General features: G+C 60.7%; 17 protein-coding genes and 1 tRNA gene. 10 read left to right on the forward strand and 8 right to left on the reverse strand.

All coding sequences use genetic code 11. The annotated features are described in order from the left end of the window. Positions 1-14: 14 nt before the first annotated feature. Genes H535_RS0119050 through H535_RS0119060 form a run of 3 tightly spaced genes read left to right on the forward strand, consistent with a single transcriptional unit; the run spans position 15 to position 3,452 of the window. Positions 15-1,175, forward strand: coding sequence for a CDP-glycerol glycerophosphotransferase family protein (locus tag H535_RS0119050; RefSeq protein ID WP_026820804.1), 1,161 nt, complete (start codon positions 15-17; stop codon positions 1,173-1,175). 39 nt (positions 1,176-1,214) lie between these two features. Next, entirely contained in the window at positions 1,215-1,598 is a 384-nt protein-coding gene (locus tag H535_RS0119055) for a hypothetical protein (protein ID WP_155838777.1), read from the forward strand. Between the two features lie 15 nt (positions 1,599-1,613). Then, a complete protein-coding gene (locus H535_RS0119060; protein WP_026820806.1) occupies positions 1,614-3,452 on the forward strand; it encodes a glycosyltransferase in 1,839 nt (612 codons plus the stop codon). A 34-nt stretch (positions 3,453-3,486) separates the two neighbouring features. Here H535_RS0119060 and H535_RS0119065 read toward each other — a convergent pair whose 3' ends face one another. The 3 genes from H535_RS0119065 to H535_RS0119075 all read right to left on the reverse strand — a co-directional run bounded on the left by H535_RS0119065 (position 3,487) and on the right by H535_RS0119075 (position 6,718). After that, positions 3,487-4,113, reverse strand: a complete 627-nt coding sequence (locus H535_RS0119065) for a sulfotransferase family 2 domain-containing protein (protein ID WP_081416820.1) — start codon at positions 4,111-4,113, stop codon at positions 3,487-3,489. A gap of 74 nt (positions 4,114-4,187) precedes the next feature. Beyond that, positions 4,188-5,456, reverse strand: a complete 1,269-nt coding sequence (locus tag H535_RS26690) for a CDP-glycerol glycerophosphotransferase family protein (protein WP_155838778.1) — start codon at positions 5,454-5,456, stop codon at positions 4,188-4,190. A 62-nt stretch (positions 5,457-5,518) separates the two neighbouring features. Next, positions 5,519-6,718: a hypothetical protein gene (locus tag H535_RS0119075; protein WP_155838779.1), complete on the reverse strand. Its 1,200-nt coding sequence runs from the start codon at positions 6,716-6,718 to the stop codon at positions 5,519-5,521. A gap of 431 nt (positions 6,719-7,149) precedes the next feature. Between H535_RS0119075 and H535_RS0119080 the strand changes: the two genes are divergently transcribed. Both H535_RS0119080 and H535_RS0119085 read left to right on the forward strand, forming a co-directional pair. Then, positions 7,150-8,730 carry a glycosyltransferase gene (locus H535_RS0119080; RefSeq protein WP_162144912.1) on the forward strand — a complete coding sequence of 527 codons (1,581 nt, stop codon included), beginning with the start codon at positions 7,150-7,152 and terminating at the stop codon, positions 8,728-8,730. A 61-nt stretch (positions 8,731-8,791) separates the two neighbouring features. Beyond that, entirely contained in the window at positions 8,792-9,346 is a 555-nt protein-coding gene (locus tag H535_RS0119085; protein ID WP_026820810.1) for a DUF488 domain-containing protein, read from the forward strand. Between the two features lie 12 nt (positions 9,347-9,358). On the opposite strand, the gene H535_RS0119090 is transcribed toward H535_RS0119085, so the two are convergent. Continuing rightward, complete coding sequence (locus H535_RS0119090) at positions 9,359-9,733, reverse strand: hypothetical protein (protein WP_155838781.1); 375 nt, start codon at positions 9,731-9,733, stop codon at positions 9,359-9,361. A 45-nt stretch (positions 9,734-9,778) separates the two neighbouring features. Beyond that, a tRNA-Arg gene (locus H535_RS0119095) sits at positions 9,779-9,851 on the reverse strand. 193 nt (positions 9,852-10,044) lie between these two features. Here H535_RS0119095 and H535_RS28010 point away from each other — a divergent pair. From H535_RS28010 to ettA, 3 genes are all read left to right on the forward strand, one after another. Continuing rightward, entirely contained in the window at positions 10,045-10,620 is a 576-nt protein-coding gene (locus tag H535_RS28010) for a single-stranded DNA-binding protein (RefSeq protein WP_051299553.1), read from the forward strand. Between the two features lie 66 nt (positions 10,621-10,686). Beyond that, positions 10,687-11,214 carry a DUF6993 domain-containing protein gene (locus H535_RS30120; protein ID WP_245580387.1) on the forward strand — a complete coding sequence of 176 codons (528 nt, stop codon included), beginning with the start codon at positions 10,687-10,689 and terminating at the stop codon, positions 11,212-11,214. A 37-nt stretch (positions 11,215-11,251) separates the two neighbouring features. Continuing rightward, complete coding sequence (ettA, locus tag H535_RS0119110; protein ID WP_026820812.1) at positions 11,252-12,934, forward strand: energy-dependent translational throttle protein EttA; 1,683 nt, start codon at positions 11,252-11,254, stop codon at positions 12,932-12,934. 76 nt (positions 12,935-13,010) lie between these two features. On the opposite strand, the gene H535_RS0119115 is transcribed toward ettA, so the two are convergent. Then, a complete protein-coding gene (locus tag H535_RS0119115; RefSeq protein WP_026820813.1) occupies positions 13,011-13,913 on the reverse strand; it encodes an acyl-CoA thioesterase in 903 nt (300 codons plus the stop codon). A gap of 134 nt (positions 13,914-14,047) precedes the next feature. Between H535_RS0119115 and H535_RS0119120 the strand changes: the two genes are divergently transcribed. Beyond that, positions 14,048-14,551 (forward strand): acyl-CoA thioesterase, encoded by a 504-nt coding sequence (locus H535_RS0119120; protein ID WP_026820814.1) that lies wholly within the window; start codon positions 14,048-14,050, stop codon positions 14,549-14,551. Beyond that, positions 14,544-15,200, forward strand: a complete 657-nt coding sequence (locus H535_RS0119125) for a DUF8185 domain-containing protein (protein WP_026820815.1) — start codon at positions 14,544-14,546, stop codon at positions 15,198-15,200. The genes H535_RS0119120 and H535_RS0119125 overlap by 8 nt, the downstream gene beginning before the upstream one ends. A 42-nt stretch (positions 15,201-15,242) precedes the next feature. Here the strand turns inward: H535_RS0119125 and H535_RS0119130 are convergent, their stop codons facing one another. Both H535_RS0119130 and H535_RS0119135 read right to left on the reverse strand, forming a co-directional pair. Next, entirely contained in the window at positions 15,243-15,728 is a 486-nt protein-coding gene (locus H535_RS0119130) for a globin (protein WP_026820816.1), read from the reverse strand. A gap of 87 nt (positions 15,729-15,815) precedes the next feature. After that, on the reverse strand, positions 15,816-16,304 hold the full coding sequence (locus H535_RS0119135; protein ID WP_035770195.1) for an OsmC family protein: 489 nt from the start codon (positions 16,302-16,304) through the stop codon (positions 15,816-15,818). Between the last annotated feature and the right edge of the window lie 21 nt (positions 16,305-16,325).

Consider the following 16,325-nt stretch of genomic DNA (forward strand, 5'->3'; position numbering starts at 1 on the left):
AAATACTTCGCCGGGTGCTGGAAATCTTTTCCTCGCAGGTGGGAAATGCCTTGGCCGCAAAACGGGTCCGTGCCCGACTCAAGCAGACACATCCGGTGAAGGGGCCGGTTGAATGTGTGCTGTATTTCGCCGACGAGCCCGTCAATTCGTATCAAGTCCGCCAGTGGTACGAGCCGATGCTCAGGCTCGCCGACAGCCATCGGGTCACCGTGATGGTGCGCAAGCCAATGACGGTCCGGAGTCTTCATGACTGTCCGCTACCGATGGTGCTGGCGACCAATATGCCTGAACAGGAGGCATTCCTTTCGGCCCACCCGGTGAAGATCATCTTCTATGTCAATAACAACAAAGAGAACTTCCTGACGCTTCGCTATACCGGCCCGATCCACATTCATCTCAGCCACGGGGAGAGTGACAAGACCTCGATGGCGTCAAATCAGCTGAAAGCCTACGACTATGCTTTCATCGCCGGGGAGGCGTCCAGAAGCCGCATCGAACGTACCGTCAAGAGGCTGGACCCGGATCACTTGGTCCAGATCGGCCGGCCGCAGCTCGACGCACCGCAGTATCAGCACCAGTTGCCGGACGATGGCCGGACGGTGGTCCTTTATGCCCCGACATGGGAGGGCGAACGCTCCGCGATGGCCTATGGCTCGGTTGCCTCGCACGGGACGGCCATGATCTCCGCGTTGTTGTCGGACCCAAGCATCCGGGTGATCTACCGGCCCCATCCGCGGGTCGGTGTGAGGGAAGCCGTACAATCGCGGGCATCGAAGGCGATCAAGACATCGATCAACGCCGCGAACGATGCTGATCCGTCGGCCTGCCACCTGGTTGATGAACAAGCCGACTTCCGATGGTCCCTGTCGGTTGCCGACATCGGCATTGTGGATATTTCAGCTATGGCTGCAGACTGGCTCGCGACGCGTAAACCAATGGTCATTACCCGCCCGTCCAACCCGCATGCACACGTCGACCCGGCAGGAATCGCCGGTAGCCTCGATCTGCTCTCCGCCGGCCGCGCAGACGATGTCCTGCAACTCGTCGCCGAACTCAAGCATGCCGGTCCATCGGCGGCACAACTGGGGCAAGTGGAACACCATTTCGGGGACACCACGCCAGGAAACGGTACCCGTCGATTCCTGCGGGCAGTCGATAGAGTGTTGGCAGAATGAAGGGACGTTCTGTTGCTGCCTCACATCAGTCAAACCATCGTGGATAAGCTTTCTCTGCTGGACAACGGCCTCCTCGAGGTAACCGGGCGCGCGGCTTTGTCCGGCTCGAAGGCTGCGGCCGATTCAACGGCGTGGCTGAAGCTGACCAGGCGGGGCACCACTCAGTCACATCTGGTTCCTGTCAGCCTCGATACCGACGGCTCGGGAGGCTCACTATTCCGGTTTGAAATCGACCTGCGGAACGATGCCGGTGCCTTGGAGGCGGACGACATCGTTGACGCCCACCTGGTGCTCAAGAGCAACGAAGGTGACGCTGTCGGCCGGCTCCCTTGGCCCCGTGCATTCAGCTCCTGGACTGTTTATCCGACTGCCTATGGAAACCTGAGTCTCAAGAAATCGCCTAAGCGTCCAGACAACGAATAGGAATCGAACGGAACCATGACACAGAGCTCTCCGGAAGAATCCTTGCAGCATTTTATGGTTACGTGGGGGATCGGTGATGAATTCGGCGGGATGACGACAATGTGTCTGTACCGTGCAGAGATATTCCGCCGCCACAGAGGAATTACGGCTCCGATTGTCACATTCGATCCCGTGGGAACCTATGACGAGATCAGGGCAAGGCTGAGGAGGACCGGCCTTCTGCACGCCGATACGCCAGTGCTCAATCTCTACGAATACCACCGTGACAAGGATTTTTGCCGGCTCGAAGCACTGGCTGCCCCACAGCATCTCCACACCGATTTGCCCGACGATGTGATGGTGAAAGACAGCAACGATTCTGCCGGCCGGTTGTTCAGCACCATTTTGACGGACCTCGAGGGGGAACAAACCTTCTGGCGCAAATACTTCCGCACCGACGGTTCGCTTTTCGCCCGGGATGAAACACCGCCGGCGGCGGACGGGCAGCCCAAACGACGGTTGATTTCCTTGTTCAACGGCCAAGGCGATGTCGTCAAGCAATACTCGACGGGATCAAAATGGTATCGGGACTGGGTGGATACCCTGGTTGCCCAACGCCCCTCCGCACTTGTTGTCGACAGCGCACATGCCAGCAGGTTTATGGCAAAGTACCAGTCACCATACGCCGTCAAAGCGGCTGTATATCATAGCAACCACATCGGCTCTGCGGGAGATCCGTATAGAGGCAACCTTGCCAAAAGCAGGAAGCACATTGCCGAAAATCCCCATGAGTGGGATGGCATAGTATTTCTGACCGAGCAGCAGCGGCAGGACTTCATCAGCCGCTTCGGCCATACCAACAACCTTTTTACCGTCAGCAACCCACGTTCCCGGTTAGCCGAAGCGCCGGATGCTTCCACCCGACCACATAACCGCGGAGTGATGCTTTGTCGGCTTGAACCAGTAAAGAACATCAGCGCGGCCATCGATATCATCGAGGCCGTGCGGCGGACCGTTCCGGACATTCAGCTCGACATCTACGGGGACGGGGTGCAGAAAGCCCGGTTGCAGAGCCTGATCGAAACCCGGGGGCTTGGCGGCAATGTCGCGCTCAGGGGATATGCCAACGATGCGGTCAATCAACTGGAGCGTTCCACATTCTCTTTGTTGACCAGCAAGTATGAAGGGCAGCCATTGAGCATCATGGAGAGCCTTGCCAGGGGGTGCCCGCCGGTTTCTTTTGATATTCGCTACGGTCCCCAAAATCTGATTCAGGACGGGCACAACGGATTCCTGGTTGCAGCAGGCGACATCGAGGCTGCGGCCGAACACGTCGTCGAACTATGCCTCAACCCAGACCGGGCGGTGGAGATGAGCCGTAATGCGTGGGAAAGCAGTAAGCGCTTTGATGATCGGTCAGTCGCAGATACGTGGAAGAGCACCTTTGACATGATGTGGGCCCAGCAGGAGGCCTCCATCTCCGATGTTCACTTTGCCCTCGAGCGCGTCGATCTCGAACGCGACGCCGGACTCTCCCTTCACGGCGAGGTTTCCTGGACCGATCCTGTCCCGTCGGGCAGTACGATGCTTCCTGCCGTGGAACTGCAGGCCTTGCCCCGGACACGAGGAGGGCCAAAGCGAAAGTCAATGGACATCGACTATCGGCGCCCAGGCGCACTAGGGGTCAGGGCGGCTTTCGACCAGTCGGATTTGGACGAGATCGCTACAAAAGACGACCAGCAGATCGATTTCTTCGTTATCGTTACGTGCGGGAAGGTCCGGAGCGTCGTGCGCGTTGCCTTTGGCAGCCCGCTCGACCCCCTTCGTCCCTACCCGACAAGTGAAACAAACGTGAGCCTGAAGACCGTACGGTAGGCTCAGTACTTTGTACTTTTAGCACCTGCCCTGTTTAGCGTTCATAACCGAACCTGATGTAGTCCTCGGCATAGAATTCCTTGATCCTTCGTTCCAGCAACGGCGGGACAACGACATCCTTGCTGGACATATGGGATACGCTTCCGCCCTCCCTGACTCTTGGGATATTCCGCTCTAGTGAAAAGTCGAACCGGTGATCCAAGTCGTCGACGACGTGCTGCATGCCTTGTTCGAAGTGGTACACGTCGCAACCAGGCGTCAAAAAGTCCACTTGGGGGCGTACATGGTTGCCGCCCAGGAATTTGTTCGTCGAGAACTCCCTGAATTGCTTCTCGACCCACTCGTGACTCATCGTCGAGTTGATCGAGGCTTGCTTGCGATGGGACCAGACGTAACGGGACTTGAATCGCGCCAGCGGATTTCTCGCCATCATAAAGGTGAAATCAAACTTGCTGAGCTCAAAATTGGTCTCCAGCATTTCTGCGTTCATATGCTGGGGGGCGCACTTGCGAAAGTGGTTTGGGGAGTTTGGGCCCATTTTTCCATCCAAGTACATAACTTGGTATCCACTCGAGCGGAATACTTCTTCAATGGTGGAGCCACCGGTCTTTGGGACATGGATAAAGAGTATGTTTCTACCGTCTTTTCTGAAAACCGGCATGTAATTATCTTCTCTTTCGATTCGTAGCGGCCATTGGGGTTGGGAACACGTCCGGGTGGAGCCTCAAGCAGTATTTAGGTGTCAACGGCTTCGCCGGACGTCGCATGGAACTCATAATCCTCGAGCCTCTTGTTGCGTTCGGACAGCAGTTCTTCCACAGCGGTAATGAAGGCTCTGGTCGAGTCGCCCTTTTTGAGGTCGCCGAAATAATAGCGACGCATCCTGGCGCGTTGTGACGAGCCGTCTTCGGCCTCCAAAACTGATGAGATGAGTTTGTCCATCCCGGTTACGGTGGTTTCGTCGACGACGGGACAGGCGCGGGCTATAGGCGCATCGCGTTCAAGCTGCTGACGATTACTTCGCCGGTCGCTCAATACCAGCGGCTTATCAGGGTGGAGATACAGGAAGTCCAACCCCACACTCGACACATCTGTGACGAGCGTCTCCACGTCGTTGAACATTGCCAGGATGTTTCCCGCGGTGGAAACTATGTGAGGGATACTGCGGCCGATATTCGCCTGTTCTATAGCTTGGACGATGTCGAAATGCGCCCCGGAGATTTCCGGATTGCGGCTCGTGGCGATCCGGGGGTGGGGTTTGTAGACTACGCGCGTATCGGGAAGGCGCAGCAAGGCATCGACAATTTCCCGGCCATAGAGATCCAGCGACGTATAGTTATTCGATTCGTTCTCGCCCTCCCACGTCGGCGCGTACATGACGGTTCGCATGTCCTCTTCGGCCAATTCGCGGGGGAAATCCAGGTCGAGCTGCGGACGGCCTACCATTGCCAGCTTGGATTCGTCGAAATCCAGTAGAACTGAACGGTGCCTCTCCATCGCCGCCGGTCCGGCTATGAACACTTTATCGTAGGCTTTTGCCTGGTTCGAGACCATCGACAGTTTGTCGCTTTCTCCATGATTGACATGAACATGCACCATGCGGCTGAAAGTGAGTGACTGGAAATTGGTGACGCCATTATTCACATAGATGCCCAGTCGGTAATCATTGGTGTCATAAAGATCCATCACATCCTCAAACCGACGAACAAAAATCATGGGGAGGGATGTTTTCTTCTTGACCTCCCGAAGCGTTCCGACTTTTCGGAATAGCAGCAAGACTTTATGCTCCCGGTTCAGCTGCTCCAATACCGGCAACCATTGTTCGAGTTGGTAGAGTTTGGTCGTGACGTCACCAAAGTAGACGACTATCTCTGCTGGCACGGGTACACCGTGTAATTCGTGGTTGGAGCGCAAGACGCTTCGGAGCCCTAACCAGTGACGGGTGGCTACGCCTTTCGGCGACGTGATTGCTGTATGGAGCTGCCGGCCGATCCATTTCTTCATAGTTCCCCCTTGTCGAAGTCCCCGTGCAGGTGCGTGCCTGGTGTCCCAGGATAAAGGCGACGCTACTCCCTTCTATGGTCTGAACGTCTCAGCCATGCGGTGAAGTGGCGAACTTTACTTCGTGGCGATGTCAGCAGCGTCTGTTTGCGGACGGGACCAGTAGGACCGCTGGAGATATTGCGCCCGTTAAGCCGCCGGATCTCCTCTTCCAGCTCCCCTATTCGTTGCCTGGCCTTTTGAAGCTTTGACGACTCCACCTTCGCCCGGTGGAGGAGGGGCGGGACGACTTTCAAAGCGGTTCCAAGGACGTCGCTCTCGGGCACATCGTCGGGATGGACGGCACCATCCAATCCTCCAAAGCGGAGTTCTTCAAGGTCGCCCTTGACTCCGAACCCCGCACGTTTTATGGCCGCCACCGAGTGGTCCGACCTTGACCTTATAGCGGAGACGTCGGCATCGCGCAGTCCTATCCTGCTTCCGCCGAGGGGCGCCAGTATTGAATGGGAGAGAAAGCTGCGGATCCAACGATAGGGCACGGTCCATGGGCCGTCGTCTGCATTGACAGCCTCTCTGAGTTCGGGGCCAATCAACTGAAGAAGGCGGGCACTTTCCGCGCCGACAGATTCGTTGGCCGAGGCGCCGTTGGTGCTGCACATGGCGGGATCAATATTGCACGCAGCGGCAAAACGGTTCCAGAGGGCATCAGGGCCGGCGCTCTTCGGCGGGACGGTGACTATCTGGATCCGGTCTGCCGGTACTGCCGTTGTCCAGTCGGCCAGCACCACCGCCGGGTCGAGGGTTCCCCACCACCATCGCGGGTTGGTGCCGGGTTCATCCAGGTCTTTGACGAAGTCGTCGAGTCCAATGGTGAATCCCAGCTTCAGGGTTTCCTGCCAAGCAGCCGGCACCGTGTTAACCAGGTTCCGTGCGGTGAAAATGACATGAACCTCCGCAGGGCTTAATACGTCAACCAGGCGTTGTATTTGGGTCGGCGAAGCCAATGTGAACCACTCGTTGCTCAGCACCACCGGCCCGGCCCATTCTCTGATTTGTGCCTCAAGGCGCCGCCACGTTTTTAGCACGGCGGCGGGCGGCCGATCGCTACGGGCAAACGTCGCTATGTGGTTGTGATCGAACTTCTTTGTACCGGGCAGCAGGACGCCTGAAGCGGCCAGGTTTTCCTGGTTGGCCCACAGCAGTGTTTGCAGGAACGTTGTACCCGACTTGGGTGCCCCAATATGGATATAGACTCGGTCTGCCATCGGAATACTGTACCTCAGCATCTCGCCATGACAGGCTCCAACAGGCGGCTTATGGTGAATAGATTGCCCAATCACTTTCTCGTGATCGCCCGAGGTATCGAGAGGGCTGACGGCGGACCACCTGCTGGAGGCAGGGTCGACCCCGTGGCAGACTTTCAGGATGGAGAGTCAAGCGGATGCTTGAAGTATAGACCCCCAGCAGCAAGGATTTCGGTGTGCCAGACAGCGTAAAGATGCCCTCGTTCCGGTATTTCATGGTCACGTGGGGCGTCGGAGGGGAATTCGGCGGAATGACCTCCATGTGTTTGACCCGTGCCCGCACGATGCGGCAATTCTCCGGGACTCACGCTCCCGTGCTCACGTTCGATTTTCAACCGGACTACAGCGAGATCCTCGGGTCCCTGCACCAGTCAGGCCACTTGGTTGATGGCATGGAGATCAGGAACCTCTACCATTACTACCGGGCCGCTGACTTGGATGGCCGCGCTCCAGCACCCGACGAGGGCGGCCGGAAGCTTGAGATACCGCAGCAGGACATTCAGGCACAAACCGTTCGAGATGGCGACGGAGGCGTCTTTTGCCGGATCATTCGCAGCCTCGATGGCGAAAGGGAGTACCGCCGCGAGTACTGGCGGCCGGACGAAAGTATATTCCTGACCGAAACCACTGAATACGATGACAACGGGGAACAGCACCGTGAGCTCCGTTTGATGACCCGGTCCGGCGCGACTGTCCGAGTGTTCAAAAGCCGGGAGGACCTGTTCCGCTTTTGGATGGTTGAGCAAACCGAAGGTGAGCCATCCGTCTTTGTGGCAGACAGTGTTCAAACGACACAGTTCACCGGCCGAATCCGCGCCAAGCATGTGATGAAGATGGCGGTGATGCACAACAGCCACGTGGCCGGGGGAGGAGAGCCGCTGCGTGGGCGGCTCGGCGGGGGACGACGGGACGTGGTGTTACAGTCACAGCGCTGGGATGGAATCTTGTTCCTGACCGAGCGCCACCGGCAGGATTTCGTTGACAGATTCGGCAGCGCCAATAATCTGTTTGTGCTTTCCAACCCGGCGCCGCGAGCTGATGAGTTTCCCCCATTTTCCCGTCGCGTGCCAGCTCGCGGGGTCATGCTGTGCCGGCTGGAGGACGCCAAGAACGTGTTTGCGGCGATCGACATCATCGACATCGTCCGGCGCTCGGTTCCGGCCATTCGCCTGGATATTTACGGCAGAGGCAAGCAACGCCAGGACATTGAGGGTCGGATCGCGGAGCTGGGTTTGCAGGACAATATTCAATTGCACGGCCATGCTCCCGATGCCTCCGGGCAATTCAGCACCGCCACATTTTCGTTACTGACCAGCCGAAAAGAGGGCCAACCACTTGTCTTGCTGGAGAGCCAGGGACAGGGCTGCCCGCCTGTTGCTTTTAACGTTCGGTACGGTCCCGATGACGTGATCTCTGATGGGGAGAATGGATTCCTCGTCGACGAAGCAGACGTGCAGACGGCGGCGGAACACGTGAGCGCACTGTGCTCTGACGACGCCCTTGCCCGGCGGATGAGCAAATCGGCTTGGGCGGCCAGCGAACGGTATAGCTACAGCCAAGTGTTGAAGCGCTTCGGTTCCATTGTTGATCGCGCCTGGACACAGCGGCCGGGACGACTGGCGCTGGCCAACACAGCCGTGAAGATCCTGAGCACGACGGCGGGCGCCGACGGTGTGGCGCATATCGTCGCATCGTTTACCTGGAAGCAGAACGCGGGTCCGCCTGCCAAGGACGAGTTGATGCTGCGCTTGCAAATACTGCCGCGTCATAGGGGCCCGACCCAAACCGTATCCGGACAGATCGTTCATCGTGAGGATGGCAGGCTCGATGTGCGGTTCGACCTGCCCCGCGACCAGCTGGTTCCTGAGGCCCCTGCAGAGCCGAGGGAGCTGTTCATCCTCGCCGGGGGCAGGAACATTCTCTTCAGGCAGCGCATCGACGCGGGCTTCGCAACGGTCGACAACGCGCTGTGAGCAGGGCCGCGCGATGGGGCACTGACATGTGGCGCTCACGTCGAACCGATATTGTGTTGGCATGGCGCAGCATCGTCTTTACACAGTCGGGCACGGGTCCGCCGAAGGGCAGCAGTTTGTCGAGAGACTGAAATGGGCCGGCGTGGAACAACTCGTCGATGTGCGTATCGGGCCCGGCAGCAGGAAACACCCGCACTTCGGCAAAGACAGCCTGCAGCAATGGCTTCCAGAGGCCGGCGTCGGCTATCGCTGGGACAAGCGGCTGGGCGGATTCCGGAAGCTTGAGCCCGATTCACCGGACGTTGCCTTGCGCAACGAATCCTTCAAGGCCTACGCGGGCCATATGAGAACGGAACAGTTCCTGCACGGGCTTGACGAACTGTTGGAACAGGCTATGGGCGCTCCCACCGGGATCATGTGCAGCGAGACCGTATGGTGGCGGTGCCATCGCCGCCTCATTGCCGACCACTGCGTGCTGGTGAATGGCTTTGAGGTGCGCCACCTCATGCCGCAAGGCAGAAGCACCGGCCATCAGCCAACCGCCGGCGTCCGTACCGCCGACGGCGGGTTGGTCTACGACGACGTGGAATCAGCGCGGCAGGGGACCCGGAATTGAGGCGCTGCCTGCTTAGACGGTCTTTGCGGGCCCCTCCGAGCCGCTGCGGCTCTTCGGTCCCCGCACCGCGGCTCCGATGCCGACCACGCATGAGATGCCGCCGATGACCCAGGCCACGAACGCACCGCCGGGGTTGTCCATCATGTCCAGCCCCCAGGGTGCGAGGAACAGCAGCAAGCCCGCCAGCCCGGCGACCCAGAAGACGGAGAAAACCTTGGGGGCCGCCAGATTGATGACCCCGGCCAGCGCAAGCACGCCGCCCACCAGGGCCAGCGCGCCGGCTGAGGCAGGCGTGGTCTGAACCATAGACGGGCTGAATGCCGCGATGAACCCTCCTGTGATGAGGATCCAGTCGGCCATCCGTGTCCACGCCTGCATTGAATTCACGCTCCTGATTCGAGTGCACTCTTACAGTCAGTATTGCTCAACCAGTGCCCCGGGCGGGAATCGAACCCACGACCAAGAGATTAGAAGGCTCCTGCTCTATCCGCTGAGCTACCGAGGCGCACGGCTTCCGTCCCGGCACACCGGCGGCGGATCCTCCAATACTCTATCAATCCTGTCACTGACTCGGCCTCCACATGGTGCGCGCTGCGCCGCGTTGTGCACATAGGGCCGATCGGACCTTTCCTGTGCCCCAGCTTCCGTCGAAGCTGGTTCCTGCAGCGGTTGCTGCCAGAGGGAAAAGGAGACTTGAGATGAGCATCACCGTAACAGTGAGGGGATTCGTCGCATCCGATGTGCGCAGGCATGAAACGCAGGCGGGAGATGAGCTGGCAACCTTCCGGTTGGGTTCGACTGACCGACGGTTCAACCGCCAGCAGAACACGTGGGAAGACGGGGAGACGAATTGGTTCTCCGTCTCCGGATTCCGGGGATTGGCACGAAACGTAGCCCACAGCTTGCGCAAGGGCCAGAAGGTTGTCGTTCACGGCCGATTGCGGATTTGGCCCTCGACACGGCCCGACGGGACGCCCGCAACCAACATTGGTATCGATGCAGAGACGGTGGGACACGACTTGGGCTGGGGCATCTCCGAATACCAGCGGAACAGCAAGGATGCGCCCATCCCGTGGGTGGCCGTCCAAGCACCGGAGCTTGGCACTGAAACCTCCCCTTCCTGGGTAAACACCGAGACAGGGGAGATCCCCGAGACGGAGGAACCGGAAGAGGCCGGAGCGGATGCAGCATGGCAGCCGGAGGTCAGTGCATTGGACGAGGAATCCCCCTCCGAAACACCGGACGAAGCCGGGGACACTGTACAGGCGGCATGACGGGCGGCTCTCCAAGGCGGGTGGCGGAAGTCCACGCAAGGGGCTGCCTGTCGATAGAGTGACGGTGTGATTACCTCAGCCGGCCGCCAGGGACCCGGAATCCGCGCGCGCCGCCGCACACAGCTGGTGCTCTGGTGCGTGATTGTCCTTGCGCTCAGTGCCTGCGGCAGCGGAACCGGGGTGGCCGGTGAGCGACCCGATCGACCCGTGACCGCTGCGTCCCGGGCAGCAGCCGGGCAGCAGCCAGAGGCGGGAAACGGCGACTCCAGGGGCATCAGTGGCACCAAGGGGACCGGGAAGCCCAAGGAAGCTGGCCGGGCACGCGACCGGTTCACCACGGCGCTGGAAGGGATACTCGCCGGTGACACCGACCCTTCACGGAAGCAGATCGCTTCGGCCCTCAAGTCGGCCGGCTTTGACGAGGTGGAAGTATCGATTGGTCAGACTCCCACAGGTCTTGAGGTTGAAGCGATGGAGGCTGCCGTGCGTTTCGGTGGCGACTGCCTCGTCGGCCAGGTCCGCGGCGACAAGTTGTCGGTGGCGGTGCTGCCGGTGCTTGCCAGCGGCCATTGCTTCGTGGGCGATCAACGCTGAATGTGAGTTCGGCGCGCCGAACGATTAGCCTTGAGGCATGGCGGAATTTATCTACACAATGACCAAGGCCCGCAAGGCTGTTGGCGACAAAGTTATCCTCGACGACGTAAGCATGTCCTTTTACCCGGGCGCGAAGATCGGCGTCGTCGGCCCTAACGGTGCGGGTAAGTCCACCATCTTGAAGATCATGGCCGGGCTTGACACTCCATCCAATGGTGAGGCCCGGCTCAGCCCCGGCTACACTGTCGGCATCCTGCTCCAGGAGCCGCCGCTCAATGAAGACAAGACGGTGCTGGGCAACGTTGAAGAAGGCGTTGGCGAGATCAAGGCCAAGCTGGACCGTTTCAACCAGATTTCCGAGGAGATGGCCAGCCCGGACGCGGATTACGACAAGCTGCTCGATGAGATGGGCAAGCTTCAGGAAGCCATCGATGCCGCCGATGCGTGGGACCTCGATTCGCACCTCGAACAGGCGATGGACGCCTTGCGGTGTCCGCCGCCGGAGGCCGACGTATCGGTGCTCTCCGGTGGTGAACGCCGCAGGGTTGCCTTGTGTAAATTGCTGCTGCAGAAGCCTGACCTGCTGCTCCTCGATGAGCCGACCAACCACCTGGATGCCGAGAGCGTGCTGTGGCTTGAGCAGCACCTGTCCACCTACGCCGGCGCGGTGCTGGCTGTCACTCACGACCGGTACTTCCTGGACCACGTGGCTGAATGGATCGCCGAAGTCGACCGCGGCCAGCTGTACCCGTACGAGGGCAACTACTCGACCTACCTGGATAAGAAGCGCGCCCGGATGGAAGTCCAAGGCAAGAAGGACGCCAAGATGGCCAAGCGTCTTGCCGATGAACTCGAATGGGTGCGGTCCAACGCCAAGGGCCGGCAGACGAAATCGAAAGCCCGTCTGGGACGCTACGAGGAGATGGCCGCCGAGGCCGAGCGCACCAGGAAGCTGGACTTCGAGGAGATCCAGATTCCGCCGGGACCCCGCCTGGGCACGCAGGTGATCGAAGCCAAGGATATCGAAAAGGGCTTCGGCGACCGTGTGCTGATCGACGGGCTCAGTTTCTCCCTGCCACGAAACGGCATCGTGGGTGTGATTGGCCCCAACGGCGTCGGCAAGACCACGCTGTTCAATACCATCGTCGGCCGTGAGGAGCTCGACGGCGGTGAACTTAAGATCGGTGAATCGGTCGACATCGCCTACGTCGACCAGTCCCGCAGCGCCATCGACCCGGAAAAGAACCTGTGGGAAGTTGTCTCCGGCGGCCACGACTACATTCAGGTCGGCAAGGTCGAAATGCCGTCCCGCGCTTACGTATCGGCCTTCGGATTCAAGGGCCCGGACCAGCAGAAGAAGGCAGGAATCCTCTCCGGCGGTGAGCGCAACAGATTGAACCTGGCGCTGACGCTGAAGCAGGGAGGCAATCTGCTGCTGCTCGATGAGCCCACCAACGACCTGGACGTGGAAACACTGGGCAGCCTGGAAAACGCGCTGCTCGAATTCCCCGGCTGTGCCGTTGTCACCTCCCACGACCGGTGGTTCCTGGACCGTGTCGTCACCCATATCCTGGCGTGGGAAGGCACCGACGAGAACCCCGGCAGCTGGTACTGGTTCGAGGGCAACTTTGAGGCGTACGAGCAAAACAAGGTGGAGCGGCTCGGCGCCGAGGCCGCCAAGCCCCACAGGGTGACCCACCGCCGCCTGACACGCGGCTGAGAACCGGCTTCATCAAAGGCAGGTGCCGGCGCCCAACGGTCGCCGGCACCTGCCTTTGGTGTATCACGGTGGTGTCCTACTCCGTGGGCACGCGGATCATGCCCTCCTGCGCCACGGATGCGACCAGCTCACCCGACCTGTTGAAGATGCGGCCAAACGACAACCCGCGTGAGCCGGAGGCGCTGGGGGAGTCCTGCACGTAAAGCAGCCACTCGTCCGCGCGCGTCGCACGGTGCCACCACATGGCATGGTCCAACGACGCCACGCTCATCCCGCCGGTCACCCAGCTCAGCCCGTGCCGGCGCAGCACCGGCTCCAACAGTGTGTAATCGCTGGCATAGGCCAGCGCCGCCCGGTGCAGATTCGCGTCGTCGGGAAGCGGGCCGAGCGTCTTCATCCACACCGCATTGTGCGCGGTCCGTTCCCCATCGACCTCGATATAGATGCTGGAGTCGATGTGACGCACGTCGAAGGGCCGCTCATAGGCCCAATGCCGGGCCACCGGATGGTCAAACGAGCCAAGCAGCTCGGCGGTGCTGGCGATGGACTCCGGGTCCGGCACGTCTTCGGGCACCGGGTCCTGGTGATCGAGGCCCTCATCCGGGACCTGGAAGGAGGCAATCATGGACAGAATGGGCACGCCGTTCTGATACGCATGCGCCCGGCGGGCGGAGAACGACCTGCCGTCGCGCAGGCGCTGCACGCCGAAGGTGATGGGCTGGTTGGCGTCGCCGGGGCGGAGGAAGTAGCCGTGCATCGAATGTACCGGCCGGTCCGGATCCACGGTCCGGATGGCCGCTGCCACCGACTGCGCGAGCACTTGGCCGCCGTATACCCGCTGGCGCGGCTGCGGGAGGGACACACCGACAAATATGTCCTCATCGGTGTGCGCTCCATCGGCGTCGCTGAGGCTGAGCAGGTCGATCAGTGCCTGGGTGGGCTCCTGCTTCTGCGTCGCTTCGTTCGTCGTCTCCGTCAAGGGGCGCTCCTCGCCATCGATCGGTGTGCCATGGACACGGGTACCTCGACTTTAGAGCCGGAGAGTATGCGGCCTCAACTTTGCGCCGGCACCGGCGGTTCGTAGTCCATCGCAGGGTTTGAGAGTATTGATGGATGGATTCCAAGCATCAGGCCGGGCTGCAGTTTCCCGTGCAGATCCGGTTCGACGACATCGACTCATACGGCCATGTCAACAACGTCACGTTCCTGACGTATCTGCAGGATGCACGCGTGCAATTGATCCACCGCTCCCTGGGGTCTGCAGCCGGCGCCGGAGCAGCGGAGGAAGACACCTTCCATGACCTGGTGGGCAAGGACAACTTCGCCCTGGTCGGCCGCCATGAAATCGAATACCTGCAGCCGCTGAATTTCCGGCCGGTGCCGGTATACGTCAACATCTGGGTGACGTCGGTGGGCAAGTCGAGCTTCGAGTTCGGCTACGCGGTGGCCGAACAGGATGGGGCGAAGATCTATGCACAGGCCACGTCCGGCATGGTGCTGATGAATAAGGCCACCGATAAGCCCATCGAGTTAACTCAGGCGCAGCATCACGCACTCCAGGAGTGGTCAGGCGCGCCGGTCGAGTTCCGCCGTCGCCCTAAGCCCCGTAATGCGTGAGGATTCGAAGCAGCTTCAACTGGCCGATGAGCAGGTCACAGCGGATCTGCGCACCTTCGTGTCATTGGCCAGGGCGATTGACGACGGCGGCGTCCGGCTGCAGGCCTCCGGAACCGTGCTGGCAGCATATGTCTGCGTGATGCAGCCCAAGGGGCTGGGCGAATCGACGCCCACCATCCTCGGCTTGCGGACTATGAACTTGGCCGCGCCGGCCGAACTCGACACCACGGTGCCGCTGTCGGCGGTGTCCGACCGGCTGGCCCGGATGCGCGACGCCGAGACCGCCCTGCAGATCCCCCCGATGACTGTCAGCCACAGCTGGTCGGGAATCTCACCGGACCGGTCCGGGTGGAGCCGGCAGGGAACCTTATCCGGCGAACACCTGATGGATACCGCCAAGGCCGGTGTACGTGAGGTGGCCGAAATCGTTCCGGCCAATCCCGGAACGTTGATCGTCAATAATGCCCGCAACGCGGTCTGGGGCCGGCCGATCGAGGGCACGCAGGTTCCGGCCGGAGCGGCGTTCGCCGCGTACGGGCTGGGGTTCCTGACTCCCGAAGGACAAGTGGCCGTCTACGGGCATCACCGTTGGATGCGGTTGAGCAGTGAACGCGGGCATGTGCTGATTCGTCCGGCGGTGTCGCTATAGCCGGTGCCTTATTGCCGGTGCCCTATAAGGCGCGGGGAGGCGTCAGGCGCTGTTGACCATGGAATGCGCCGCGCGTTCGAGATAGTCCCACAGGGTCGACTCGTGCAGCGGCGACAATTGGAGCGACTCAACGGCGTGCCGCATATGCAGCAGCCACCGGTCGCGCGCCTGTGGAGTGACTTCGAATGGCATATGCCGCATCCTCAGCCGCGGATGGCCGCGCGTCTCGCCATACGTCTTAGGGCCACCCCAATACTGCTCCAGGAACATCCGCAGCCGTTCCTTCGCCGGCCCGAGGTCTTCCTCCGGGTACATCGGCCTGAGCAGCTCGTCGTCGGCCACGGCCTCATAGAAGACGTCCACCAGCTTTTGGAATGTCGGATGTCCGCCGACCGCGGAATAAAAGTTCTCGGTGTATGAGGGCTGGTCGAAATGCGTCCCGACCGGACGCAGGTTCGCCACGGGCTGTCCGAGGTGGGCGGGCCCGGCTGCCGGCGGGCTGCCGCCGGTGTCGTGCTGTTCGTTCATTAAAAAGCCTTCCGGGTGAGGGAGGGGAACTGTCTCCACCTTACGCCGTGCACCAGCGCCGGGTCGCCCGGTGGCCCGCGATGCTGGTCAGGCTGCGACGACGATCCCGGGCTCGTGGTGGACGGGAAAATTCACCGACCGGCGGATAAAGCAGGCACCGGCCGCGTCGCGGTGCAGCGTTTTGGCCAATTCGGCATGGTCACGAGAGGCCACCACCACCTGTGGATGAAGCGTGGCATGTACGAATTCGCCGCTGCCGTCCCGGTTCAGTTTCAAGGTCCCCGACGCGTGATCGGTGTAGCCGGTGACCACGACGCCGGCCGCCGAAGCCACATGGAAGTAGGACAGCATGTGGCACTGAGTCAACGCAGTGAGCAGCAGTTGCTCGGGGTTCCACCGGCCCTCATCGCCATGGAAGGTACGGTCGGCTGATCCGAACAGCTTGGGCAGGCCCGGTGCTTCGACCTCGTGGTTCCGGCTGTACTTGCGGTATCCGGTGGTTCCTTCACCAAGGTTGCCGGTCCACGTTACTGTCACGTCATAGTGGTGCTCGACCAGCGACGCCGTGCGTACCATTGTCCACCTCCTGATGCTTGT

The sequence above is a fragment of the Arthrobacter castelli DSM 16402 genome (assembly GCF_000430705.1).
GTDB classification, from domain to species: Bacteria; Actinomycetota; Actinomycetes; order Actinomycetales; family Micrococcaceae; genus Arthrobacter_C; species Arthrobacter_C castelli.